The organism is Paenibacillus chungangensis, from assembly GCF_042675905.1.
In the GTDB taxonomy this organism is placed as follows: domain Bacteria; phylum Bacillota; class Bacilli; order Paenibacillales; family Paenibacillaceae; genus Pristimantibacillus; species Pristimantibacillus chungangensis.
In genome coordinates this window covers 49,035-74,740 of the sequence record NZ_JBHTJZ010000024.1, presented here as the reverse complement: position 1 = coordinate 74,740, position 25,706 = coordinate 49,035, and the positions used below count along the sequence as shown (strand labels likewise).

Annotated in this window: 19 protein-coding genes; 8 read left to right on the top strand and 11 right to left on the bottom strand. The window is 51.9% G+C overall.

The annotated features are described in order from the left end of the window. Positions 1-8: 8 nt before the first annotated feature. A complete protein-coding gene (locus ACFQ2I_RS15300; protein WP_377565494.1) occupies positions 9-881 on the top strand; it encodes an AraC family transcriptional regulator in 873 nt (290 codons plus the stop codon). 84 nt (positions 882-965) lie between these two features. Here the strand turns inward: ACFQ2I_RS15300 and ACFQ2I_RS15295 are convergent, their stop codons facing one another. Both ACFQ2I_RS15295 and ACFQ2I_RS15290 read right to left on the bottom strand, forming a co-directional pair. Beyond that, positions 966-1,739 (bottom strand): TIM barrel protein, encoded by a 774-nt coding sequence (locus tag ACFQ2I_RS15295; protein ID WP_377565491.1) that lies wholly within the window; start codon positions 1,737-1,739, stop codon positions 966-968. A gap of 16 nt (positions 1,740-1,755) precedes the next feature. Beyond that, positions 1,756-2,736: a Gfo/Idh/MocA family protein gene (locus ACFQ2I_RS15290; protein ID WP_377565488.1), complete on the bottom strand. Its 981-nt coding sequence runs from the start codon at positions 2,734-2,736 to the stop codon at positions 1,756-1,758. Between the two features lie 126 nt (positions 2,737-2,862). Here ACFQ2I_RS15290 and ACFQ2I_RS15285 point away from each other — a divergent pair, with 126 nt between their 5' ends. Beyond that, a complete protein-coding gene (locus tag ACFQ2I_RS15285) occupies positions 2,863-3,702 on the top strand; it encodes a helix-turn-helix transcriptional regulator (RefSeq protein WP_377565485.1) in 840 nt (279 codons plus the stop codon). 119 nt (positions 3,703-3,821) lie between these two features. On the opposite strand, the gene ACFQ2I_RS15280 is transcribed toward ACFQ2I_RS15285, so the two are convergent. The 3 genes from ACFQ2I_RS15280 to ACFQ2I_RS15270 form a co-directional block, all read right to left on the bottom strand. Then, on the bottom strand, positions 3,822-4,697 hold the full coding sequence (locus tag ACFQ2I_RS15280; RefSeq protein WP_377566008.1) for an HNH endonuclease: 876 nt from the start codon (positions 4,695-4,697) through the stop codon (positions 3,822-3,824). Positions 4,698-4,863: 166 nt separating this feature from the next. Continuing rightward, positions 4,864-6,282 carry a glycan biosynthesis hexose transferase WsfD gene (gene wsfD / locus ACFQ2I_RS15275; protein ID WP_377565483.1) on the bottom strand — a complete coding sequence of 473 codons (1,419 nt, stop codon included), beginning with the start codon at positions 6,280-6,282 and terminating at the stop codon, positions 4,864-4,866. Positions 6,283-6,557: 275 nt separating this feature from the next. Beyond that, positions 6,558-8,330, bottom strand: coding sequence for an ABC transporter ATP-binding protein (locus ACFQ2I_RS15270; RefSeq protein ID WP_377565480.1), 1,773 nt, complete (start codon positions 8,328-8,330; stop codon positions 6,558-6,560). Positions 8,331-8,550: 220 nt separating this feature from the next. Between ACFQ2I_RS15270 and ACFQ2I_RS15265 the strand changes: the two genes are divergently transcribed. The 5 genes from ACFQ2I_RS15265 (at position 8,551) to ACFQ2I_RS15245 (ending at position 14,809) form a co-directional block, all read left to right on the top strand. After that, the gene (locus tag ACFQ2I_RS15265; protein WP_377565476.1) at positions 8,551-10,005 is read left to right on the top strand and encodes an ABC transporter permease; all 1,455 of its coding nucleotides are present in this window, start codon (positions 8,551-8,553) and stop codon (positions 10,003-10,005) included. A gap of 9 nt (positions 10,006-10,014) precedes the next feature. After that, on the top strand, positions 10,015-11,535 hold the full coding sequence (locus ACFQ2I_RS15260; protein ID WP_377565473.1) for an ABC transporter permease: 1,521 nt from the start codon (positions 10,015-10,017) through the stop codon (positions 11,533-11,535). Positions 11,536-11,660: 125 nt separating this feature from the next. Next, positions 11,661-13,487 carry an ABC transporter substrate-binding protein gene (locus ACFQ2I_RS15255; RefSeq protein ID WP_377565470.1) on the top strand — a complete coding sequence of 609 codons (1,827 nt, stop codon included), beginning with the start codon at positions 11,661-11,663 and terminating at the stop codon, positions 13,485-13,487. A 24-nt stretch (positions 13,488-13,511) separates the two neighbouring features. Next, the gene (locus ACFQ2I_RS15250) at positions 13,512-13,961 is read left to right on the top strand and encodes a hypothetical protein (protein WP_377565467.1); all 450 of its coding nucleotides are present in this window, start codon (positions 13,512-13,514) and stop codon (positions 13,959-13,961) included. 404 nt (positions 13,962-14,365) lie between these two features. After that, positions 14,366-14,809, top strand: a complete 444-nt coding sequence (locus tag ACFQ2I_RS15245; RefSeq protein ID WP_377565463.1) for a cell wall hydrolase — start codon at positions 14,366-14,368, stop codon at positions 14,807-14,809. A gap of 931 nt (positions 14,810-15,740) precedes the next feature. On the opposite strand, the gene ACFQ2I_RS15240 is transcribed toward ACFQ2I_RS15245, so the two are convergent. Next, positions 15,741-16,679: an aldo/keto reductase family protein gene (locus ACFQ2I_RS15240; RefSeq protein ID WP_377565460.1), complete on the bottom strand. Its 939-nt coding sequence runs from the start codon at positions 16,677-16,679 to the stop codon at positions 15,741-15,743. 186 nt (positions 16,680-16,865) lie between these two features. Here ACFQ2I_RS15240 and ACFQ2I_RS15235 point away from each other — a divergent pair, with 186 nt between their 5' ends. Further along, entirely contained in the window at positions 16,866-17,198 is a 333-nt protein-coding gene (locus ACFQ2I_RS15235) for a winged helix-turn-helix transcriptional regulator (RefSeq protein ID WP_377565458.1), read from the top strand. On the opposite strand, the gene ACFQ2I_RS15230 is transcribed toward ACFQ2I_RS15235, so the two are convergent. From ACFQ2I_RS15230 to ACFQ2I_RS15210, 5 genes are all read right to left on the bottom strand, one after another. Further along, positions 17,175-17,954: an HAD-IIB family hydrolase gene (locus ACFQ2I_RS15230; RefSeq protein ID WP_377565455.1), complete on the bottom strand. Its 780-nt coding sequence runs from the start codon at positions 17,952-17,954 to the stop codon at positions 17,175-17,177. The genes ACFQ2I_RS15235 and ACFQ2I_RS15230 overlap by 24 nt on opposite strands. A 76-nt stretch (positions 17,955-18,030) precedes the next feature. Then, positions 18,031-18,339, bottom strand: coding sequence for a hypothetical protein (locus ACFQ2I_RS15225; RefSeq protein ID WP_377565452.1), 309 nt, complete (start codon positions 18,337-18,339; stop codon positions 18,031-18,033). After that, positions 18,242-20,155: a hypothetical protein gene (locus ACFQ2I_RS15220; protein ID WP_377565449.1), complete on the bottom strand. Its 1,914-nt coding sequence runs from the start codon at positions 20,153-20,155 to the stop codon at positions 18,242-18,244. The genes ACFQ2I_RS15225 and ACFQ2I_RS15220 overlap by 98 nt, the downstream gene beginning before the upstream one ends. Before the next feature lie 197 nt (positions 20,156-20,352). Further along, positions 20,353-24,249: an Ig-like domain-containing protein gene (locus tag ACFQ2I_RS15215; protein ID WP_377565446.1), complete on the bottom strand. Its 3,897-nt coding sequence runs from the start codon at positions 24,247-24,249 to the stop codon at positions 20,353-20,355. 352 nt (positions 24,250-24,601) lie between these two features. Further along, positions 24,602-25,696: a stalk domain-containing protein gene (locus ACFQ2I_RS15210; protein ID WP_377565443.1), complete on the bottom strand. Its 1,095-nt coding sequence runs from the start codon at positions 25,694-25,696 to the stop codon at positions 24,602-24,604. Between the last annotated feature and the right edge of the window lie 10 nt (positions 25,697-25,706).

Here is a 25,706-nt window from a genome sequence, read left to right as displayed (position 1 = left end):
GACCAATCATGAACATCCTGCAGCTACGCATACCGCCGCTGCCGCAATTCATTACAGGCGGATATGCCATGTGGACGCCCGGTACGCAGCACTTCGAACGCACCTTCAGCGTGTACGACATCCTGCTCGTGTGCTCCGGGACATTATATATGACGGAGGAAGGAGAGCCCTATGAGATCGGGGCCGGCCAGCTGATTATTCTGGAGAGAAACAAGATGCATGTGGGACATAGGCCGTGTACAGAACCGACCGAAGTGTATTGGATACATTTCAAGCATGAGCTTCCCGTGAACCGCATTGAAGAAGGCAAGATCGACTGGACGCATCGTGTCACGGAAGGCACGGATTTCGACTTGCAGCCGCGCGAGCAATACTTGTACTTACCGAAGCACGGCTCCTTCGACGCGGCCGCCATTCGCCCTATATTGGACCGAATGCTGGAGTTACGCAAGTCACTGACGATGAATAGAGCGATGGATTTGCAGGTACTGCTGGGCCAGCTGCTGTCGCAACTACAGGCATCCATGCAGCGGAGAGGGCACGATCGGCGTTCTTACAAGGTGGCGGAGATGGTCATGCGTTATTTGGAGGAGCGTATGACGCATTCTTATCATGCGGAGGACATGCGCCGCGAGCTTCACTTCCATGAAGATTACGCGGCGCGCTGCCTTCGCAGACATACAGGATTGAGTCCGCTGCAATATTTGCAATGGATCAGGGTGGAGAGGGCCAAGCAGTTGTTGAGCCACAGCCAATTACCGCTGCAAGAGATTGCGGAACAGGTCGGTTATGACGACTACAACTACTTCATCCGCGTCTTCCGCAAGTTGACCGGCCAATCCCCGGGCGCGTACCGGGACAGCACCCTGGGGTATGTGTGAGCGTCGTTGCTGAATGTAACGGTGGTGATTTTGTTTCTATCGCTATGTCCTGTTCTTCAATTGAGGTGTACTCGTAAGAACACGCTAGCTTCCTAACACGGGGGCAACAATATCCCGCTTAAATTGCTCTATCGCTTCGTCGGTATCGATCGTATAGCCGCACTCCAGCCCCACGAATCCGGAGAAGCCTGTTTCTTTAATCGCCCGCAGGATGTTCACGTAGTTAAGCTCGCCTGTACCCGGCTGCTTGCGGCCCGGATTGTCCGCGATATGGAAATGGTTGATCCGGTCAATGTAACTGGTTGCATTCCGAGTGACGTTCCCTTCCGTGATCTGCTGGTGATATACGTCGAAGACGAGCTTGACGTTCGGACTGTCTATCCGGTCGATCACTTCTACCGATTCGTCCGAGCGCTGGAGGAAATGTCCCTTATGGTCGACAAGTCCGTTGAGAGGCTCCACCTCCAAGACGATACCGGCTTCTTCAAGCAGTGGTGCGCAACGCTTAAGCGTCTCCACCATGACAGACCGCTGCTCTTCACGAGGCACCCCCGCCAGCTCATTGCCCGTCTGAGAGATGATGGAGGTGACATTCAATATTTTGCACGCTTCAATCGTATCGCGTACGCCGGCAATATACGCTTCTCTCAGCGATATGTCAACCAGGCTTATGAATCTCGTGCATGTCGCGCTAATGCCAACGCCGATACGTTCTTGCTCCTTCGCGATTCGTCTCAGATCATCAAGCTGCCACCATGCATAATACTCCAAGCCGTGCAGGCCGTGATCCTTCAGTTTCTCCAAATGATAAATGATGTCTTTGCCGCCATAAGCGCCGATGCACAATGAAAAATTCATCATTCATTCCTCCAATCTATAAAAATGTTGCAAGTGATACCGGTTTACCGGAGACCGCGGATTCGTTAGCGGCAATGGTAATGTCGTGAGTACGGAGCGAGTCTTCGTAATCGGATAAAATACGAGAGGTGTCACCCGTACGCAGCGCGTGTATGAAAGCTTCATCCTCGGCGGCAGTAGGCTGCAGCTTATTGGTGTGCGTGAGTACGCCTTCCTTTCCGATCTCCTTCAGTGAGTTGCCGCGAACCTCCAGCACTCCTTTATCCGTGTAAATATCAAGTCCGACGTGGTGGACGACCGGCATCATACATGTGTTGGATATGGTAGCGACCATGCCGTTCGCAAGCTTCAAAGTCACTGTTCCGACATCGGGAACATCTGTCCCTTCCACTTTCTTATCCATTACTTTATGCGAATAAGCAGCGTATACTTCTGTCACCTCGCCGCACAAGTAGCGAAGCAGATCGACAATATGCGTTGTCTGTTCCACGAATTGGCCACCCGACCCTGTCTGTACTCTCCACCAGGGCACCATCGGCATGCCTCCCATCCAATAGCCGAGTGCCATGCCAGGCGTCCTGTCGGCCAGCAGTTGTTTGGCTACATTTGTAGCTTCACTGTAGCGCCAGTGATATCCGACAGATGTGATTAACTTTTTGGCCTTGACCGCCTGGCTGATGGCTGCAGGTGTGTTGCGGTCGATGCCGAGCGGTTTTTCCACTAGAAAGGGGATGGCCCGTTCAATCAACTGCCGTTCAACGTCCCCGTGGGCCATTGGCGGAACGCAAATGTAGACACCGTCAAGCTTGTTGTCGTCAAGCATATCCTCGACCTTAGCATACGCTTTCGCGCCATGGTGCCCCGAAGCTGCCCTCTGGGCACGCCCCAGGTCGACATCGCAGAAGGCGGTTAAGGATACATCCTTTATTTGAACTAGACTTCCAATATGATAATTGGCGATGCCCCCGGTTCCGATAAATCCAAGCTTCACAGTCATTGTTATCACTCCCATTCCCCAAGGTATGATATTTTAACTATGTAAGCTATTTTAATGGATCTATTTTCGTATTAATATATCAAATATAACGCTTTCAATATCGAAAAATGAAACTGGGGGACGGTTATGACTAGCAGCTATGGTAGGCATTTCGTAACGACGGAGCGCAATCGGGGGCTGCCGCTGCATCTGGTCAGTGTCGGCTTGTCGACGCATCAAGGGGCTATCAATCGGGATAAGGGATTTCACACTTTCCATTGGCTGCATACAGTAGAGGGAGTCGGCGAGTTCTCTGTGAACGGAAGGACGGTGAAGCTGCATCCGAATCAGGGCATTCTGCTTAAACCGAACGTTAGTCACAGCTATCACGCAGATACAAACGTCTGGTCGACATGGTTTATGACTTTCGACGGAGCGCTCGCCAATCCCATCACGGCATCGTTTGATCTTCAGCACATGCAGCCGCTAAGCTGGGATTCTGATTGTCCGCTCGCAGAAATTCACCAGCAATTTTATCGCAAATGCAATTACAGCTTCGATCTAGCAGGAACCAACGGTTCGCTTGAGGTATATGCCTTTCTGACGCTTATCAAGCAGTTCGGACAAGCCGGCAGGCAACCTTCCCTGTCCGAAGGCCATGAGAGGCTAACGCCTCTTTATTTGCTTATTGAGGAAGCATACGGAGATTCCGATCTTGGATTGGAACGGATGGCCAATACACTGAAGGTCAGCCCACAGTATTTGAATGCGTTGTTCCGCAAGAGTTGGGGAATAAGTCCATATCAATATTTGCTGCAGTTCCGAGTTCAGAAATCAAAGGATATGCTTCTTTCCTCGAAATCTCTTGCTGTGAAGGACATTGCTATGACGGTAGGCTTCCAGAGCGCTAGTCACTTCGTATATTCGTTCCGCCGAATGACGGGTATGACTCCACTGCAGTTTCGAGCACACTATGGGAAGAGATAGATAGCCTCGGGTAATGTGATATCGAGAAATGAAAAAAAAGCTCCCCCTGCATCCGAATGCCAGTAGGAGCTAGCTGTTATTCTTGCAAACATATTGATCACTCACCACTCTGAATCACTCTACTTGGAGGGAAGCATATTCAGAAATTCGTCCATATCCTTACTTGCTTTCATCTGATTGCATTCATTGCATGCGCATACGCAGTTCATCGGCGTCGTATGTCCACCCTTGGCGCGCGGAAGCACATGATCGATCGTATCGCCGTATTCACCGCAGAAGCGGCAAGTATAATTGTCGCGCGTCAGAATAAGATGGCGGAACTCCTTGTTGCTGTAAAGTCTCCTGATTGTCCGCGGATTGACAATGACTGCGGCGCCTTCCCGCACCAGTACGCGAGCCAGTTCCGGCTCGATCTCCTGATACCAGCGCCGCCCCTTGTCCGTCTTGCCGCGCATGCGAATAAAGCCCTTATGCGTTGGGCGCAGCAGAGACTCGTCCCGAGGATCGCCCATATGAGGACGCATCGGCGCTGCCGGTGCTGCGGCGGCTTCCTGCCGATTCAGCTTGGCACCGCCTCTGCGGCGCTTGCGGCGCGGCTTACTGCGCAGCTTCGCGCCGCCACTCTCCGCCGCCGCATGTTGCGCCCGCTCCTCACCTGCTCTCGCGTCGCCTTCGGCCTCCGCACGCTGCTGTACTCGATCCGCGCCAGCTCCCGCGCCGATCTCCGCCGCCTGCTGCGCTCGCTCCACGCCCGCTACCGCGCCGCCTCCGGGCGCCGCACGCTGCTCCGCTGACGCACGAGTGCCGCTGCGTGCAAGCGCGCTCCGCTCCGGCACGTGTCGCTCCTGTCGCCTGCACGAGCGACACGTGCCTCGCCGCCCGTAGCGGCCGGATCTCCTGCCCGTTCTCCGCAGGAAATCACCAAGCGGCTTCATCGCGCCGCATGTTGCGCATCGTTTGCTCTCCGTATGCTGTTGTATCGTCATTGGATTCATTTCGATAGTCATAGTGTTTCCAGTATAACACACTCTCCCGATTGAACAGAATGGGAATTCCGGCATTCTCATCTATTGTTCATATAACGCTTGTTCCCTTCTTTTAGCTAAGAGGACACTATCGCGCTGGGACCCGCTTCAGGCTCCATATACGTCTTCGCCCTGTTCAACGCATTCGCAGCCTGCTTGCAATCTGATGAACCAGCCAGACGATGCTGGCGGCAACCATCATATCGAATACGACATTGAATAGAAATAGATGCTTGCTAAGATCTGCCCGGCCATCGCCGAGCACAGGAATCATGAAGCTGAATATACCCGTCAAGCCCAGCAGCGCCAACAGTTCAATTCGAACCCTGACGCGAGTCTCTCTGCTGCGAATCCATTCCGTTATGACAACCGCAAAGTACAGCCCGAAAAATACGGCAATAAACCAAAGCTGATTGGGCATCCAGTGCCTTTTAAATTCGCTCCAACCACTAAAGCTGTAAGACAGTGCACCCGGCGGCTCCCCCTCCGATTTCAAGTAGTTGCCCAGATAGTACGGTCTGATGTTCATGCTGTGTTCCGCCGCATATTGGAGCAATCCTATTAATCGACTTGGATTTTTCATATAGAACTGCAGGACGTCGATATGAGATACCCGATCATAGAAATCTGCCTTCAGAGACGGATCGTTCTGCGGTATAGCAGTGTCGCTTTGGAAGTAGTTCGTGCCCGCCAGCACAGACAGATGCGTCGGCAGACCAAGCTGTTCCAAGTCTCCTTCCACATCCGGCGAATCATACAAGATGCCGAAGAACACGGTCTGATACATATTAATATGTTTAAAATCTTTAGGCGCCCCTATATACATGATGACCGAAGCCAGCACCGTTGCCCCCGCCAGCGCTACACCAAGGATACGCCACTTGCTCTCCTCCTTCATCCACGCATAACGCAGCCCGATTAGAGCAAAGCCGATGCCGAGCGGAGCATTTTGCGTTTTGGAGCAGACGAGGAACAACGCGCATCCAAAAAATAGAACAAGCAGCTTCCTGGAAGGGGATTGCACATTCGTCAGCATCAATCCCGTTCCGATCGTGAGCAGCAGAAATACGAACGATACCGGTTCCCCGAACAAGGTATTGAAGTAAGCCAAATACCCGATGTCTGTAAACAGGAATACCATTAATGCGGCAAGCGTCACGGCCGTTATTCCGCATCGAGTCTTGTTGTATTTCATAATGATATAACCGGCTGCCAGCAACAGAACCATATAAATGAATCCCAAGATACGAATATCGAAGGCGGAGCCGTTCAGCAGTTGCCCTGCGAACCTCGCAATCGTTACCAGCAATATCTGTGTAGAAGGATAAAAGCCGCGAAAGAAATCATCATAAGCAAATAACGCATGCGCAAAGCTAAAGAAACGATCGCCATAGGACTCCATAGCGTCATAATAGTTCAATCCGGCCGTTCCCATAATACGAAGAAAATCGCCGTTGTCCGCAACGCCGATGAACGGATCCAGGAACAGGAGCCATACGGCTATGCAGCCAGCTGCTACTACATATATATTTTCTATTGCAAAGTATTTCTTCATCTCCAAATCTCCTGCTCAATAGTAGTCTTTTTTGCCGATTCATGGCTGTCAACTAGGTTAGAAGGTAACGGGTGCCATTGACGCTAATGACAAAAGGGATCGGCATTCCGCAATTGCACCAACCCAGTTCAGCTCACTTCAAGCATCTCTTGGTGTCTATACGGAATGTCGATCCCTCTTATGCATAATATCCCTATTAATTAACGTTGCAGGCTGGTCCCCGCCGTCACACTGAGCTTCGCTACAACTCCTAAGCAAAAGGCTGATGTCGACGATTACTCCTGCACAGCAACCCAATGTCCCGGCTTCACTTCTGTGAACACGGAATCGCGCAGCCCGTATGGATCTTCGCCAGAAATGCTGCTTCGCTCTCCTGTGCCTTGATGTGATTCCGCCGCGAGCAATGGCGTCGCATACTTGTCCGCTTCCACACGAGGATCCGGCACCGGCACAGCCGCCAGCAGCGATTGCGTATAGGGATGCATCGGATTGGCATACAGCTCCTCGCTCTCCGCCAGCTCTACCAGCTTGCCCTTGTACATGACTGCCACCCGGTCGCTAATATGCTTCACCATCGACAGATCATGCGCGATGAACAAGTAGGTCAAGCCCAGTCGCTGCTGCAGCTCCTCCATCAGCTCCACCACTTGCGCCCCGATGGAGACGTCCAAGGCGGACAACGGCTCGTCGCAGACGATGAATTCCGGCTCTACCGCCAGTGTTCGGGCGATGCCGATCCGCTGCCGTTGCCCGCCCGAGAACTCATGCGGATACCTCAGCGCGTGCATCGGACTTAACCCGACCATATCCAACAGCTCCTCGACTCGCTTCAGCCGGGATTGCCTGCCCGTCGCCATGCCGTGCACATCCAGCGCTTCGCCGATAATGTCCACAATACGCAGACGCGGATTCAAGGAAGCATAGGGGTCCTGGAAGATGATGCCCATATGGCGTCTCATCCGCTTCATCTCCGAACGGTTCAGCAGGTGGAGAGGAATGCCTCTGAACAGCACTTCGCCATCCGTCGCTTCATGCAAGCGGAGAATGGTGCGTCCCGTCGTCGATTTGCCGCTGCCGGATTCCCCGACAAGGCCCAGCGTCTCTCCTCTACGAATATCGAAGCTAATATTGTCCACAGCCTTTAGCCTCTGCCCTCTGCCCAAGTCGAAGTGCTGCTTCAGCGAACGCACCTGAATAAGAGGCATATGATCATCCTTGTCATCGGAACGTACGGGTGCGGTCTTCGGCTTCTTCTTCTCATCCAGTCTTGGGAGAGCTGCCAGCAGCCGCTTCGTATACTCATGCTTCGGCGTATAGAATATCTCCTCCGTCGTGCCCGTCTCCACAATTTGCCCTTCCTTCATGACGACGACGCGGTCGCACATGCCTGCGACAACACCCAGATCATGCGTAATCAGAATGATGGATGTGCCCATCTCCTGCTGCAGCTGTTTCATCTGCTTCAATATCTGGGCCTGAATCGTTACATCCAGCGACGTCGTCGGCTCGTCCGCAATCAAGAGGGATGGACGGCACGCCATCGCGATGGCGATCATGACCCGCTGGCGCATGCCGCCGGAGAATTCATGAGGGTACTGCTCATAGCGCGTCTCCACATTGGTGATCCCGACCATGCTTAGCAGCTCCAGCGCCTCCCGCTTGGCTTCACCCTGGCGCATTCCCCTATGCTTGATCAAGCTCTCGGCAATCTGCCTTCCTATGCGCATCGTCGGATTGAGAGAGGACATGGGGTCCTGGAAGATCATGCCGATATCCTTGCCTCTGATGACTTCCATCTCTCTGTCCGACTTCTCAGCCAGATTCTCGCCCTGGAACAGCACTTCGCCACCCTTCACCATTGCTGGAGGAGAGGGCAGCAGCCGCATGATGGTACGGGCCGTCACGCTCTTGCCGCTGCCGGATTCGCCGACGATGCCGAGCGTCTCTCCCTTCTTCAACTCGAAGCTGATATCCCTAACCGCTTCTACTTCCGTGTCGCGCGCGAAGAACGAAACCGATAGATGTCTCACTTGCAACAGATTAGCCATATGTTCACCTACAATGTTATTGTTAGTATCCAATAATTACTATATAATTGAGCCAATATACGCGCCACAGCCTGTCATTGATGGATTTCCGACATTTTACATATACTATTCGCGTCTTGACAATCCCTTAACCCTAAAATAAAATCTACTATATTGATCGGAATAATGCAATTGCATTTAGAAACAGTGGAATTTAAAGGTCGCACAGGAGGCGAGAAAGTTGACGACAACATCAGAACATAACGAGAGCACTTTTTCCCGCTTCACGAATAGATTGAGCAGCACTTACCACTCCATGACGCTTCATCCGGCATACCGATTTCTTCTATATATAATAGGAGCGCTTGTACACATCGTAGCTTCCTTCATCCACCTGTACCGCCGAACGCAGCCCAATGGCTACGCGAAGCTTCGTGAGGAGACGGAAGCCGCTCTGGCCGCCTCCGGCAGTATGGAGAAGCTGGTAGGCGAACGGGAAGAGCAGCTGCGCCGCAAAGCGGCATTTTTCAGTCAAAGAATGGATGAAGTCAAACTAAGTAAGGAAGCACAGCGTCTTGCTAAGCAAACATTCGATCGCCATGTTGAGCAAGAGGTAGAGAAGCAGGCTCGTCTGTCAGGCATCCGCCCGGCAACATTTTCATCTACGATGCAATCGCTGCTGGAACAGCCGCTGTTCCTCCTGTTAACCTTGTTACCCGGCTTGCTCATGTACGCATTGATAGCCCTGTACAGCAATCCCTACATGAAATATATCATGGAACGGCTGTTCATGACGATATTTGTTATTTTTGGCGTGACGATTATGGTATTCACCATCCTGTACATATCGCCAATGGACCCTGCTGCCAATATTCTAGGCAATACAGCGACCGAAGAGCAGATCGCCAACTTCAATGCTATCTACGGACTTGATCAACCTTATCTTGTGCAGCTATGGAATACGATAAAAGGCATTCTGACGTTCGATCTGGGCAGATCGTTCGCCGGCAATGAAACGGTTACGACAGCTATTGCGAACAAAATTCCGGTCACACTCACGCTGACCATCATTGCAACAATCGTCGCTGTTCTGATCGCACTGCCGATCGGCATCCTGTCCGCAACGAAGCCGAATTCCTTCATGGATTATTCCTTCATGTTCATTGCTCTGATTGGATTGTCGATCCCGAATTTCTGGCAAGGTCTCATCTTCATCCTGAACTTCTCGATCAAGCTGGACTGGCTGCCCGCAACTTACAGTCCGAACGACTGGACATCGATGATTATGCCCGTCGTCGTACTGGGCACTGCATTGACCGCTGCTGTTGCGCGGATGACTCGCTCGTCCACGCTGGAGGTTATTCATGAGGATTATATCACAACAGCCAAAGCGAAGGGACTATCCCGCAGCCATGTGCTATGGAGACATGCCGTCACCAATGCGTTAATTCCTATCGTAACCGTCATCGGCCTTCAATTCGGCGGAATGCTGGGCGGCGCTACAGTAACGGAGAAGGTATTCAATATTAGCGGCATCGGCAGCTACATTGTCGACAAGCAGTTCATTCCCGACATTCCCGCCATTATGGGCGGTGTCATCTATATCGCCATCGCGATTTCCATTATTAATGTGCTGGTGGATATGCTGTATGCCTTCCTCGACCCTAGAATTCGCTCAACCATGAAACAACAGTAAAGGAGGTGCATGCCCGTGACTTCAAGTACATTCACACTATCCAAGCAGGAAGCAGGCTTCCGCCTCAAGTCAAGCCGGGAATATGGACAGGCCGGATTCGGCGGCGTCCTCTCGCTTGTGTTGACACTGGTGCTGCTGCTCAACAGCTTCCGCTGGGATGATGGCGGCGTCAAGCCCGTCATGCTGACGGTAGCTTCCGCCTACTTGCTCTTCACTCTGCTGCAAGGCATCGCCTACCTCTTAATACGGAGAGATTTACTCCGTCACGGAGAAATAAGCAAGTCGACTAGAAGGTTGGGCTACCTGTTATTGCCCAGTCTGCTGACTGTCAACTTATTCGTGGGGATGGCGGCCTTCCAGCTCATCAAGCGCAGACCTAATGCTCTTTATATTTTGGCCGGCTATACCGTCATAACGACTTTGCTGGTGTTCGCTCTGTCTGTGCTTAACTTGTTCAAGCCTTATGTAGCGGACACCTTCCTGCTAGGTATGCTGCTGCTTCTCATTGCGGCGGGCATTCAATTGATCTCATTGCTGCTTATCGCGAAGTATGGCGACAGGGATCAGCTTCCGGGCTGGATGGCGATCGTAGCGATCGCCCTCATCACTACCGTCCTGCTGGGCAATCTGTTCGCTCTGTTTCTAGGCACCTTGATATTGGCCAAGCTGCGCGACAGAGGGCACACTTCCGGTTCCAAGATGAACAATGTCATCGACCGACTGTCCAGAAGCTCTACGTCTATGCTGGGACTATTCTTCATCATATTCCTGTTCTCGGTCTCCGTCAGCAGCTATATGACGTTCGATTACAGCATGGCGATCGACAATAATTATAGCGCCATTCTCCAGCCGCCTAGTCTGACTTATCCACTTGGTACGGACAACTACGGCAGATGCCTGTTCTCCCGCATCGTGTTCGGCGCGCGCATCTCGCTCGTCGTCGGTTTCCTGTCCACTTTGCTGCCTGTTATCGTCGGGGGAACGCTCGGCGCCATCTCCGGTTATTACGGCAGAAGAACGGATAACCTGATTATGCGCGTGCTGGATATTTTGTACGCCATTCCGGCCTTGCTGCTTGCCATTGCTATTATCGCCGCTTTCGGAGCAAGCACGGTCAATCTCATTCTTGCCCTTAGCGTAGCCGCTATACCGACCTACGCCCGCACGATGAGAGCGAACGTCATGCTCGTATCCACGCTGGAATATGTGCAGGCGGCCAGAGCGTTCGGCTCAAGCGACTTCACCATTCTGTTCAAGCATATCGTGCCGAACTCCATCGCGCCGATGATCGTCAAGTCGACGCTGACCATCGGCAGCGCAGTAATCGCGACCAGCAGCTTAAGCTATCTGGGACTCGGTGTGGAGCCGCATATTCCGGAATGGGGTAATATTCTGAAGCTCGGCAGCGCTTATCTGGAGACGCATTCCTTTACGGCCATCTATCCCGGTCTGGCCATCATTGCGCTCGTACTGTCCTTCAACTTCCTGGGCGACGGCTTGCGGGACGCGCTTGATCCGAAGCTGGACTAACGAGTCGATCGAGGTAACCATCACTTTTGGCAACTGCATACGCTTTGCTCCGCTGCTATAGGATCGGAACGATGCGTATGTTGTTCATAGATATCATGCAAGACATACATTTAGGAGGGGTCAAAATGACAACAAGAAAACTGCTCATCCCATTGCTGCTCATCCTGGCGCTGATGCTCAGCGCTTGTGAATTGACAACGAAGAAGGATGTAGCGAACAATACCGACGGAGACAAGAAAGAAGAGGTTACCGACAATAGCAAAGTCGATATCGAGCTTCTGGGCATGCAGCAGAACGAAGCCGATATGAATATCGTACGCGATCAATTGTCCAGGAACGGCTTCAACGTAAAGCTGAATCTTCAGCCGGACTACGGCACATTCAAAGCTCAGCAAGATGCGGGCAACTATGACATCGCCCTTACCGGATGGACGACGGTTACGGGCAATCCGGACTATGCGGTGCGTTCCCTGTTCACGACAGGCGGCGACTACAGCATCATGTCCGACCCGGAGATTGACGAGCTCGTCAACAAAGCGTCAACAGAGACGCCCGATCAATATGTGGATACGTACAAAGAGTTCGAGCAGAAGCTGGTGCTGGACAAAGCTTACATCGCGCCATTGTTCATCTCCTTCAAGTCGCAAGGCTTGAATAAGGAAGTCTTGAAGCCGGAATCCGTCCGCTTGTCTAAGTCCCGTGCCATGGCTTGGGACGATATGGACTTCAAGGACGAATCGAAGCGCGATACAGAGACGCTCGTTCTTCAACAGACAGCGTCCACGCTAACATCGCTTGACCCTATTAAAGGCAACGACGGCTCTATCAACACGATCAACACGAATATGTATGTACGCTTGCTCAACCTAACAGACGACGACCAGTTGACGACGGATGCGTCCCTGTCTCGTAATTTCGCCATTGCCGAAGGGAATTCCGAATATTACTTCATTCTGCGCGACGACATCAACTTCGCCGCGATTAAAGACAAGAGTGTCGTCGACACTGGAGAGCTCGTCAGCGCAGAAGACGTCGTCTTCTCCCTGAACCGTGCGAAGGACAAAAACTCCGTGCCGGATCACCGCACATACACGCTGCACGAGCATATCGCAACTGCAGAGATCGTGACGGATATTGCCTCTCTGGAAGGACTGAACGTATCCGGTTCCAGTGAAAACGTCAAGGCGGCGCTGGAGAAGGGACTGAAGTCCGGCATCTCTGAGCTGGTAACTGACAAAACAGCAGTCGATAACGCAGCCGGCAAATACCAAGTCGTGAAAGTAACGACGACTAAGCCGTTCCCTCAAGTGTTGAACTATCTGGCTCACCAATCCGCAGGCATCGTGTCCAAGAAGCAAGTGGAGAGCATCAATACGTACGAAGTGGACAAGTTCGACGTGAACAAAGATATTCCATATGGCGACCAGAATACAGTAACGGAAGGCAACAGCTACAACAATCATCTGTATGCGAGCGGCCCGTACATCCTGTCGCACAAGAACGATTATGAAGCGATCTTCTACCGCAATCCAGGATTCGCCCCTGGAACAGAAGACGCCGGCCTGATCCAAAATGTGAAGGTTCGCTTCATCAAGGACGCCGACAGCACACTGTCCGCTCTGCGCAGCGGAGAGATCCATGTGTACTACGGTGTGCCGGAAAACAAACTGGATATCGTGAAGGGCGACGGCAAGCTGGAGCTGCAATCGGAGCCCTACAATGCCGTATGGTATCTGATCTTCAACACGAAGGGCCGCGATGTCGCGGAAAGCGTGGATCTGAGGAAAGCGGTGCTCTACTCCATCAATCAAGACGAGTTCCTGGCCTTCTACAACAACAATAAGCTGAAAGCCGTATCCACCGTCAGCCCGCTAGTCAACACGGGGCTGGAAGTGAAAGCTGACGCTGCCAAGGCGAAAGAGCATCTGAACGCCTACAAAGCAAGCAAATAATAACCGAACTGGAGGGATAGCCCCATGACCGATCAAAACGCAGCATTGACAAAGCTGTCCCAATGGGACGCCTTAATGCTGGAATCTCTGAGGGCGCACGGCTGGAGCGGCGACGAGCTGATCCGGCGCGTGCAGGAGGGCAACCTGCCCGCGGACGATTCCAAGTTCAAATTCGATTACAGCAGCTTGACGGAGCTGGCGAAGGAACAGCCTGAGCTGTTCCGCGCCGCCGTATTGGACGGCTACCGGATTAAGTACAACACGATCCGCGGCATCTCCAGCTGGATTCAAGTTGCTTTGCAGCAGGAAGCCGAGTTGACGCTGGACCCCGGCAAGGAATCCGTCACAGCCGGCCTGACTGCCGAAGAATATGCCCGGCTAGCCGAGGTGCTCTCCGTCGGCTGGAGCATTGTCGAAGCAGGGCCTGGAGCGGATCCGCTCCGTTCCCTTTACCGTATTCAGCTCGCAAGCTGACGATTGGTGATTACCTTGAACAGCGCGTTCCGCATCTCCGCGGAACGCGCTGTTTGTCATATCTGCATAGGAGTGCATCTTATTCGCATCCTACAAGTCGGGTGAGATGTGCTTTGCCGTCCCCAGGGGTCAGCTTCATATATAGCAATCAAGAATCTCCGTGACCATTTTGAGCGATAGCGTTTACTTTCCAGCTCTATCCGGTGACTATGTGAGCATACTGAGCGATAGAGAGCGACTTACGGGTGGACGATCCAAAAGACGGCTCTGACTAGGAGAAAGTGTTCATATGAAGTTGGAAGTCCCCAGCTTCATGCTTGAAGCTAAATGGCAGTTGCCAGAGTAACACATTCGCTTCACCTGCAATATGATAGTCTAGTCTAGACATCTAAAGAGGTGAGCCAATGGCAGTCGTAAAAGCCAGGAAACAGGATATTGATATGTTGGCGAGGTTGCTTCGGGCTGAAGCCGAGACAGAAGGCGAAATGGGAATGCTCCTTGTTGGCAATGTTGGCATTAACCGAATAAGAGGGAATTGCTCTGACTTCAAAGAAATCCGGACAATTCCGCAAATGATCAACCAGCCGCATGCGTTCGAAGCGTTGCAATACGGTTTGTACTATCAGAATGCAAGAGATAGGGAGCGCCGTCTGGCGCAACGGGCCGTGAATGGGGAACGGAATTGGCCAGCCAAATTCTCCCTATGGTATTTCCGTCCAGGCTCATTCGAAAGTCCCGGACCATGTCCGCCAACTTGGTATAATCAGCCGTTCGCAGGACGATGGAAAAAGCACTGTTTTTATGAACCGACCGCGAACGAATGTGAAAACATTTATAATACGTACTAATTGATTGCAATGAGACGAGATAAGCTTATTAGGATCTCAAATCATCAAGTGCCGCGTAAATCGCGGTTTCTTTGCGTTTTACCCCAACACATTGCCCACCGAAGATCCTGCACACTTTCATGCAGAAGATCAAATCACCCTGTTGAACAACAGGCTTCACCGATTGCTCTTCGGATATTCTGATCGACATGGCTTTTAACGGATGCCATCGCGCTTATGGCGTCTCTAGTCCCTCTTTTTTTGCTGTAACGGCTGTCACCAAGCTTATTTTACGCTGTGACACCCGATATTCCACTATCCATGCTCCATAAGCGCCAAGAGAACCGTTAGCCGACAAATCCGATCATTATGAGTCAATTAAGCTCTATGGCAACCGATACATCTGCTCTCGCTCCTGCACCACACGGGTGAAATGTCGACCTTCTTTCGCTCCGCTAACTTTTTGATCCAACTCACTTTGTTATCCACAGTTCGGACTTGTGAATCATTTCCTTATCATAAGAAAAGCGCCTTGCGGAGTCCTTTACTACTCTCTTCCTGCTCGTATGCTTCTTTAAGACGCTCCAGTGTAGGACACTGCAGGCACGCTCGCTCTTGATTTCGCCACTCTAGTGTTGGCTGCATACAATACAGACTCGCTCACAAGGGGTTTCGCCACTGTAGTGTTGGCTGCATACACTGCAGACTCGCTCACAAGGGATTTCGCCACTCTTGTGTTGGCTGCATACACTGCAGGCTCGCTCGCTCGGGATTTCGCCACTCTTGTGTTGGCTGCATACAATACAGACTCGCTCACAAGGGGGTTCGCCACTCTTGTGTTGGCTGCATACAATACAGACTCGCACGAGTCATTCTAATCGCAAATAAAGCCGGACCGCATGCGGCCCAGCTCCTCCTTGCTATCATATCATTCGCTTATCCGATAATTCGCTTATCCGATAATTCGCTCAATCCCAGCCAGCGTCTCTTCGTCAAGCGAAATGCCCGATGCCTTCACATTCTCGTCTACCTGCTCCGGACGGCTCGCGCCGATGAGCGCGCTGGATACGTTCGGCTGCCGCAATATCCAGGCCAACGCCAGCTGCGCCAACGTAATATCTAGCCCCGCAGCTACTTCACTCAACCGCCGCGCCTTCTCCAGCCGCTCCTCCGTAAGCGCATTGCGCGCTGTCTCCAGCTTAGCAGCCCGGCTGCCGTCCGGCAAGTCGTTCATTGACGTATACTTGCCCGTCAAGATGCCTTGGCTCAGCGGAGAATAGACGACTTGACCAATGCCGCCACGCTCGCCGTATGGAATAACCTCCTGTTCAATCGTACGATTGAACATATTGTAGATTGGCTGGTTCGCAATCACGCGGTCCAGCAAGTAGCGGTCCGCAATCGCATGCGCCTCCGCCATCTGCGAAGCCGTCCACATGCTTACGCCGACATAGAGCACTTTCCCTTGGCGGACCAGGTCGTCAAGCGCGCGAAGCGTCTCCTCCATCGGTGTGTCCGGATCATGACGATGGCAATAATACAGATCGATATAATCCGCTCCAAGTCGCTTCAAGCTGGCGTCGCACTGCTCCATAATATGCTTGCGGGACAAGCCGGCGTCGTTGGGTCCGTCGCCCATTTTGCCGAATACTTTCGTAGCCAGCACATAGGATTCTCTAGCATACGCCTTCAGCGTCTCGCCCAGCAGCTTCTCCGCTTCTCCCCGTTCGTAAATATTCGCAGTATCAAAAAAGTTAATGCCCGCCTCATAGGCGCGCTGAATGGACTGCACCGCATTCTCGCGCTCCACGTAACCGCCATAGGTCAGCCAGCTGCCCAGACTGATCTCACTTACCTTCAACCCGCTCTTCCCCAGCTTACGATATTGCATCCGCATTCATCTCCCCTATTGTTACTGAATCTATGCTGCATACATGCCCTCTAAGCTGTCTACTCCTTTATTGTAGAGCAGTTTCTCGCAAGGGTGAAGTAGTGAAATAATCTTCACTTTATTATACGCGTTATAGCTACTATACTTAAGGTTAGTAGAGATACATTAGTGAAAGGAGAATGAACCTTGTCTTCGAACAATTACATTCCAAAAACCCCCTGTGTCATCGCATGCGATATCGAAAAAACATTGGAGGTACTGGGCGGCAAATGGGCGTTCCTCGTGCTGAGAGAATTGTTCGGCGGGACGAAGCGGTTCGGCGAGCTGCAGCGCTCTATCCCTGCCGTTAGCCCGCGCGCCTTGACGACCACACTGCGCCACCTGGAAGAGAAAGGCGTATTGAAGCGGCAAGTATTCCCCACCGTTCCAGTCACGGTGGAATATACATTAACGCCTAAGGGAGAGGATCTTCACCGGATTATTAAGGAGATGAAGCTATGGGCGGCCAAATGGACATGAACCGAGCTCTCTTAATTTCTCTTCAATTCTAGCTTCTGTCTCTTCACTATTCCCATCGTGTGGAATGAAATCCGTCGCGTGCTTGGCCAATTCTGCATGGTAGCCGATCATGACGGAACGGGCTGCGTTCATGAACATCGTCACATCGTTAGCGTCGTTGCCGAATGCGATATATTCCCCTCTCCGCACGTTCAATCGTTGCAACGCAGACCACTTATGAATGCCCGACGGGCTAATATCGATGACGTTCTCCTTATCATGCCGATGCAGCACCAGATCAAGCTCCTCCAGTCTCGCCGCAACTTCTTCCATATCGGTCGCAGACAAGATCAACAACTTCACGATCGCTTCATGGACGTCGATATCAACCTGCTTCGCCAGCCCTGCGGGATCAAGGTTGTTCCTAATAGGATGATCCATGATACCGGTATAGCTATAATCCCAGTGCCCGTCGGCTAGATATGCGGCATCATACTGCTGTAGAAGCTGCCTTAACTTGGCCGACTGCTCTTCGCTGAAGCTGCCGAAGACGAGAATATGTCCGTTCCGAGCTGCCAGAGAACCGTTCCCGCCTATCATCGTATAACTGTGGAAGCGTTCCGGCAGCACGGGCAACATATCTCGTATCGGTCGAGCCGATGCGAATATGACGGCATGTCCTGCCGCGGAGAGCCTCTCTAATGCTCCGACTATTCCATCCGATATCGGCTTTCCCCGGAAGCATATGGTTCCGTCCAGATCGAACACGAATTGCATAACCACACTCTCTCCTGTCTCTTCTATGATGCGAGGCTCATCTTATGCATACGATTGTATAGTTTAATGGCTGATTCTACAACTCCAGCTCATCCTCTATATGCAGCCCGTTCAGTTCCGGCATCGTATCATCTCCCTGCCAATCTTCCGTCTTCAGCGTGCCGAAATCATAGAATCGCCATTGTCCATCTATTTGTTTGAGAGTTCCTTCAAGATGAGCCGCTTTCCCGATCGCATAGATCAGATTGAAGGTGAACGTCACTTTAATCGTATCCGGCCGCAGCAGCTCAGCGCCGATCGCCGGCCAAGGGAATGCCCGCCATGGATTCCCGGCTTGTTCGAATTGGACTCCGACCTTCCTCAGTGTCACGCCCGTTGCGATCACGAAAGGATACCTCATATGAACCGTAATAGTTATGAGTAATTCTACTTCCCCACTCGCCAGGCAACGCCGTCAACTGCAAGCTTCCGTATCGGCTGCTTCCTTTGACGCGCAGTTGCTTCTCCTCTAGCTTACGAGCTTTACGGTCATCAGAGTCCCACCATCTATTCGGCTCTTCATAGAAGAAGGAAGACGGAAGCTGCGGCAATTCGTCTTGCGTCAGGACCTCCTCATACTGCTTAAACAGTATATATCGAATAACAGGTCCCTCATTATCCGCGCTTCTGTGCCGGAACACGCCCCAATCTCCAGCGACAGCTTGCAAGGCGTATTCCTGGTCGAAGTAAGCCGGTTCCAGCGTTCTGTTCTCCTCGTCCCAGCGGTACAATAATGCTCCCTCATCCATATACACGTTCCATATATTTGCATGCTCATGCCACTGATAACCTTTTACTCCAGGTTCCCATACTTGGCCTGCGCTTCTATCCAGCAGCAGGAATGATTGCGAATCATGGCCGAAGCCGGCTCCTGCCCAGAGCTTTTGAACCGCCTCGTTCATTTCTCTGACATCTGGTACAATCGTTAAGCTTGCCAACTGGTCGCTGTCCACATCATACAGCTGGTAGCCGACACGCTCTTTCCACCAAGTACCGTCTCCCTGCAGTTGTTTCGGTGTATATACTTCAATAAGCAAATGGTTCTCGCCCACCCAACCGTAAGCGTTCATTCGCTTGGCCGAAGGAGCCTTCAAGCTGCGAACAAGCTCGCCATCCCGATTGTAGACGTTAATGCCTTGTGCGAACAAATAATGCGCATTATCCCCGGTCATGCCCATCGTCTCCTCCCGATCCGCATACTCCAGAAGAAACAAACTGCCCTCTTCATTCCAGCGAATACCGTTATCCATCGGTATCATCGTCTCTTCCATGCCGATCAGGCCCACCACTTGTCTTGTTGCGGTATCTATCACCTCATAATGGTTGCCCGGCATAATCTGATTGCGGTCGACGAACCGATAGACGAACCGCCCCAAGTCAGGAGATGGGAAGAGAAGGCTTCGCGGAGGCTTGCTGCCGATATCGCCATAGGCGGGATACGTCGCAGGAGAGTCGTAGACAGCCGGGCCGTAATCGCCTTCCCACGGCAGCACCCACATCTTCCCCTGGAATGTCGTCACCATAAGCTTCTGCAATTGGCCATGCTCATCGTACAGCGGATAAGATTGGATGATAAAGTCATCCCGCTCCGCTTCGTCCCGCTGATCCACCAGCCAGAAGTCCGGAACCCGTGTGCTTACTCCGCCTGTGCTCACATCCAGCCTCATAAGACTGTAGCTCAGCTGCTCATTGTCCACTGTGTGCTTGATGAACCATACCTGATTGTTGCCCGAAGGATAGAATTGCGGAGAGCCAATGTAGGTATAGTTGTCGCCGAACGTCTCGAATAAGGGATATGACTCCGCCTCTCCCGTGTCTGGACGAACGACTATGGCATCATAAATACGACTGTCCCCGGACTTCGATGACCTTTCCGTCATATGTACAATTGCATGACCTGCCTGCACGGTCCTGAGCAGCGTGACATATTGTTCCTTATCGAACCGCAGTCCGAAGCCGTCCTCCTCCTCTTCCAAGGCAAAAGACAGCTTCTCAGGCGATAATCGTTCTCCCGTCTGTTCATCCTGCTTCTCGAGGGCAGCGGGTAGGAGCGGCGCATCAAAACTCGTATTGTCCCTTGCGGCTTCCTTCCACCCCGGCAACGTCAGAATAGCGACCATGAAGCTTAACAACACTATCATCATCACAATAGACCTGCGCATAGACTTTTCTCCTTACATGTCAAATGTAGAGTGACCCGATTTCATTAGATTGGATAATTTAGCCTCGTGTTAGGATTAGACGTAACAATATCGCTAAAGTTGCATCGGACGCTCATCTCTTGCAGGCTCCATTCCATAGAAAAAAGGTGCATCCGCTTCAATTGTACTGAAGGAATGCACCTTTCTTTAAGGAAGAGTTAAATTAACCCGGACCGCTTCAGCAATCGCTCCACCATGACCGCAACTTCAGCTCTGGTGACAAAGGCTTGCGGCGCGAGCTTCAAGCCGCTCCTTCCTTGAATGACGCCTACCTGCAAGCTGACTGCAAGGCTCTGCTTCGCCCATGGAGATACATCTGAAGCGTCCGCATATTTATTAAGCGCCGATTCCGCGGATGAAGACGCGTACTGATCGTACAATCCCGTTATCGCCATCGCTTCGGCCATAATGGTCGTCGCTTGCTCTCGGGTAATCTTCTCATTCGGGCGGAAGGTTCCATCATCATAGCCGGCGATTAGTCGATATGCATGCGCAGTATTGACCGCCCCGCTGTACCAATCTGATGCCTGAACGTCGGAGAACGGCGTTGTTCCCGCTTGCGGCTTCATACCTAGCGCACGAACGATGATTGCGGCGAACTCGGCGCGTGTAATGTTCGTATCAGGAGTATAATTACCGTCCCCCGTGCCGTTAATGACCATCCGCGAGCCCATGTCATTAACGGCATCCTTCGCCCAATGACGACTCATATCGCCGAATTGAACCGGATTCCACACCAGCGCATACGAACTGTTGGTCAAGCTGTTGATGATCGCGTACTGACGACCATTAATCACTTCGAACGAGGTTGGCACATGGCGAACCGTTCCGTCTGAATTGATGACGACGCCAGTCGTTACCCGATGCCGATCGACACTTTCCGGAAGTAGAAGTGTACGCTCCACGTAAGCTTTGAATGTGTCTACTTCAACGGAAGAATCGCCGTGCGTCACGATAACTCTGAAGCTCACCGGATTGGCTGCAAGCTCGAATGAACCTTCCTTGGCGGCATTTTCAGCCGTATTCACCGTACCCGCCGAGGGCATAACCAATTCGACGCGAACGCCGACATTTTCCGAAGAGATGTTCTCTCCCAGTTGCGCCGCCAATGCCTCCATATTGATCAGTTGAGCCGGAAGCGTATAGGTTGCGTATTCCGTCTTGAATTCCAGAGTGACCTGCTTTTCTTTCAAATAACGAAGCAACTGGCCGCTAAGCTGAGTGACGTATAGATCGGAATCATTCCTGTCCTTTATCGTAATCACAGCACCGTCCGCTACTGCCTTTAGCTTTTCCATTAAGCTCCGATCATCTAGCATAATGGTCGTTTTCGTGTAATTCTCCGATCTGTTAACGACCTCGCTCCCCAAGTCCACTTCTTTTCCGTTCACAGAAGTTCCTATCAACATTTCGCTTGGACCTCTGGATGCCGCAACCGTCATGAAATTCCAGGATGTCTTATCTAATATGCCTGCATATTCCGTATTCTCTACATCTTTGAACGCTCCTGCATCGATCTGAACGTAATAGCCGGTTCCGGAATGCAGTGTCTCCACATTTACAACAACCTCCGCGCCTGCAATCGTCACCTTCGACGTATCGGCTGCAGCAATCGATTCTACAATGCTATCGTCTTTCATTTTTTTGATCACGATAGACTTGCCCGCTACAGCCGTCACATTCTCGCTGAATACCAGCTTGAGATCGTCATCCCATCCCACTGACGTCGCTTCGTCCTCCGGATAGTAATCGCTTACTCTAGGCGCTGTGCCATCGTATGCGATAGTGAACTCCGCTGCCGCTATATTGTCGTTACCCGCCGCATCGATTGTAGTTCCCGCCGCCAGATTAAGCTTGACTTCCCCGTGCGCGACAGGCGTAATGTCTGCCCTGTACGTCATGTTATCCGCCGTCGATAGATTACTCGCGGTTCCGTTCGTCACAGCAATGTCGCCCACCGCGAATCCGGTCACCGCTTCACTGAATGCGATCGTTACACTGAAAGGCTTGCTTGTAGTCGGATCAGGCTCTGTCGATGTGATAATTGCCGTCGGGGCCGTTGTATCGTATGTAACACTAAATTCCGTGGCCGCTGTATTGCTGTTCATCGCTGCGTCAGCCGCAACACCTGCCGCAACGTTAACCCTCACTTCTCCCTCCGTAGACGGTGTAACCATTGCTGTAAAAGTACGGCTATTGTTCATAACGAGATTGCTTGCGCTACCGTTCGTGACGGCAATATCCGCTAGATCAAATCCCGTTACTGCTTCACTGAACGCGATTTTCACAGGGAATGAGGACGCATTCGTCGGATTGGCTTGCGCCGAGGAGATGCTTACTGAAGGAGGAGTCACATCAAGAACTGTGACGTGAGCGAAATCACTTCTCGTACTGGCCGTCTTGGTACCCGGAACGCTGTTGTCCGTATTCGTCACGACCACATAGTAATAGTCATTATGCGCATAGGACGTCGGCACATCGTATGTGCTAGATGTCGCCCCATTAATCGCATTTCCCCCAATGTAGGAATTAGTAGAGTTGCGAACCCACTGATAGCTCAGCGTGCCACTTCCACTTGCGCTTGCCGTTACGCCTAGCGTGACCGTATCATACTCATGTACGATTCCGCCTACCGGCTGATCGCTAATCGTCGGAGCCGACGCATTAGCAAGCGCATTGACCGTCACATGGGCGAAGTCGCTCCTTGCGGTGGCCGTCTTGGCGCCCGATACGCTATTGTCCGTGTTCTTCACCACGACGTAATAATATTCGTCGCGTGGGGTAGAGGTCGGGATGTCATAGGTCGCGGATGTCGCTCCGTTAATCGTATTTCCGCCAATGTAAGAGTTAGTAGAGTTACGCATCCACTGGTAGCTCAGCGTGCCGCTTCCACTTGCGCTTGCCGTCACACTTAACGTCACGCTCGGAGCTCCCTGGTCCACGTTAGCGTCTTGCGGGTGTGCGCTGATGACCGGATCAGCCGCATTCGCCAGTGCGTTAACCGTCACGTGGGCGAAGTCGCTCCTTGTCGTAGCCTTGTTAATGCCCGATACGCTGTTATCCGTATTCGTCACAACGACGTAATAATATTCGTCGCGTGGGGTAGAGGTCGGGATGTCATATGTCGCGGATGTCGCCCCGTTAATCGTATTTCCGCCAATGTAAGAGTTAGTAGAGTTACGCATCCACTGGTAGCTCAGCGTGCCGCTTCCACTTGCGCTTGCCGTCACACTTAACGTCACGCTCGGAGCTCCCTGGTCCACGTTAGCGTCTTGCGGGTGTGCGCTGATGACCGGATCAGCCGCATTCGCCAGCGCGTTAACCGTCACGTGGGCGAAGTCGCTCCTTGTCGTAGCTTTGTTAATGCCCGATACGCTGTTATCCGTATTCGTCACAACGACGTAATAATATTCGTCGCGTGGGGTAGAGGTCGGGATGTCATAGGTCGCGGATGTCGCCCCGTTAATCGTACTTCCGCCAATGTAAGAGTTAGTAGAGTTACGCATCCACTGGTAGCTCAGCGTGCCGCTCCCGCTTCCGCTAGCCGTTACGCTTAACGTAATGCTCGGAGCTCCCTGATCTACGTTAGCGTCTTGCGGGTGCGCGCTGATGACCGGAACAGCCGCATTCGCCAGCGCGTTAACCGTCACGTGGGCGAAGTCGCTCCTTGTCGTAGCCTTGTTAATGCCCGATACGCTGTTATCCGTATTCGTCACAATGACGTAATAATATTCGTCGCGTGGGGTAGAGGTCGGGATGTCATATGTCGCGGATGTCGCCCCGTTAATCGTATTTCCGCCAATGTAGGAATTAGTCGAGTTACGAATCCACTGGTAGCTCAGCGTGCCGCTTCCGTTAGCCGTTACGCTTAACGTAATGCTCGGAGCTCCCTGATCTACGTTAGCGTCTTGCGGGTGCGCGCTAATCGTCGGAGCCGGCGCATCCGGCTCTGCATAGACGGGCATACCCAAACTTCCTGTAATGACGGATATCATGAATAATCCCATCATGAATCGAGTTCTCATGCGAATCCATGCCTTGTGCTTACTCTTCATGTCCATTACAACCTCTCTCTCCAACAAAGTAAAATAGAAGTCTCGAAATAAATGCTAACTACCTTCATTGCTTTCCAATCCCCCTCCTTACTTATCTTTAAACTAACCATACTTATAAACTATACAGAAACTATAATGACATAATAGCATACTATTTCGACAAATAGTTTCGAATTTAACCATAAAAATACAGAATTCGAAATCGAATTGTTCCCCCACACCATACAGCGGCCCCTTTCCCCAACAAAAAAAAGTACAGGCTTCGGGGCTGGTCAGCCTCGAAGCCTGTACTTTTCTGTTATGGTGCAATTAGTCCACGAGATTATTCGCTCGTATCGCCGCTGCTTGCGGATTATTCCTCTTCCACCAGCTTCACGTTGTTCAGGAACAAGAGATCGTCCGCAGTCATGAAGGATACGCCGTTCTCAACTGCAGCAGCCTCGAACAATGTGCGAGTCTCTTCTTCATTGCCTAGCTTAACTTCTGTACCGCGGGCAGTGAAGCTGTAGAGTTCCTTCTCACCGTTCAGCACTGTAATGCCTCTAGTTTCCTCATTCCACTCAATCTCGTAGCCCAGCGCTTCTACGAATTGGCGGAATGGAAGCATTAGATGACCATTCTCGACATACGGCTGCTCATCTTCGGACAGTTCTAGCGCTTCTCCTTTAATTGTCATGCCGTCCAGCCCGACTTCAGCCGTACCGCTATAACCGTAAGCGAACACCATCATTTTCAGAGAAGCTGCTTCCTCTTGTTCTCCAGCTTCTCCTTCAGCTTGTTCTCCCATTACCGCCGGTTCCCATACGAGCAGCTTGGTGCCGGGAATCAAGTGATGCTTTGTGACGATATTTCTCGTCAGATATGGGAACAGCTCCGTATCGTCAGTCACTGTGTATGTGGTATCGCGATTCGTATGAACGATGACACTGCCGTCTTCGCCTTCCTCGACACGATCGATTTCCTCATATGCCGGAACCCGGAAGTCAGCCGGAATATTCGCCAGCACAAGCTCCGCTCCAGACATCGGCGGCAAGCTCATTGTCATAGCCGGACCTACATACGCATACACGGTCTCGTTCTCGCGAATGTCATCGATGGACATCGGCAAGCCGGTCACCGCATCCAGAATTAATGTATCCTCGCCCACATTGACGACAATTTTGTCGAACTCGGCATTCTCATTGTTGTTCTCCAGCATGATGCGGCCTTCTTCAATAGAAGTTGCTGTGCCGTAAATACGCAGCGATTCCAGCATCTTTTGCTGCGCAATTTCATACAACGGCGCGTTGATCGGCACGGCTTCCACAGGAGCGCTAATTGGCACTGCTTCAATAGGAGCACTGATCGGTACCGCCACCACGTTGGCTGCCATAGCCGAAGCCCCTCCCGCGATGCAGGATACTGCTGTCAATGTTACAATGGAACGCTTCATATATTTTTTCATCATGATTCATCCT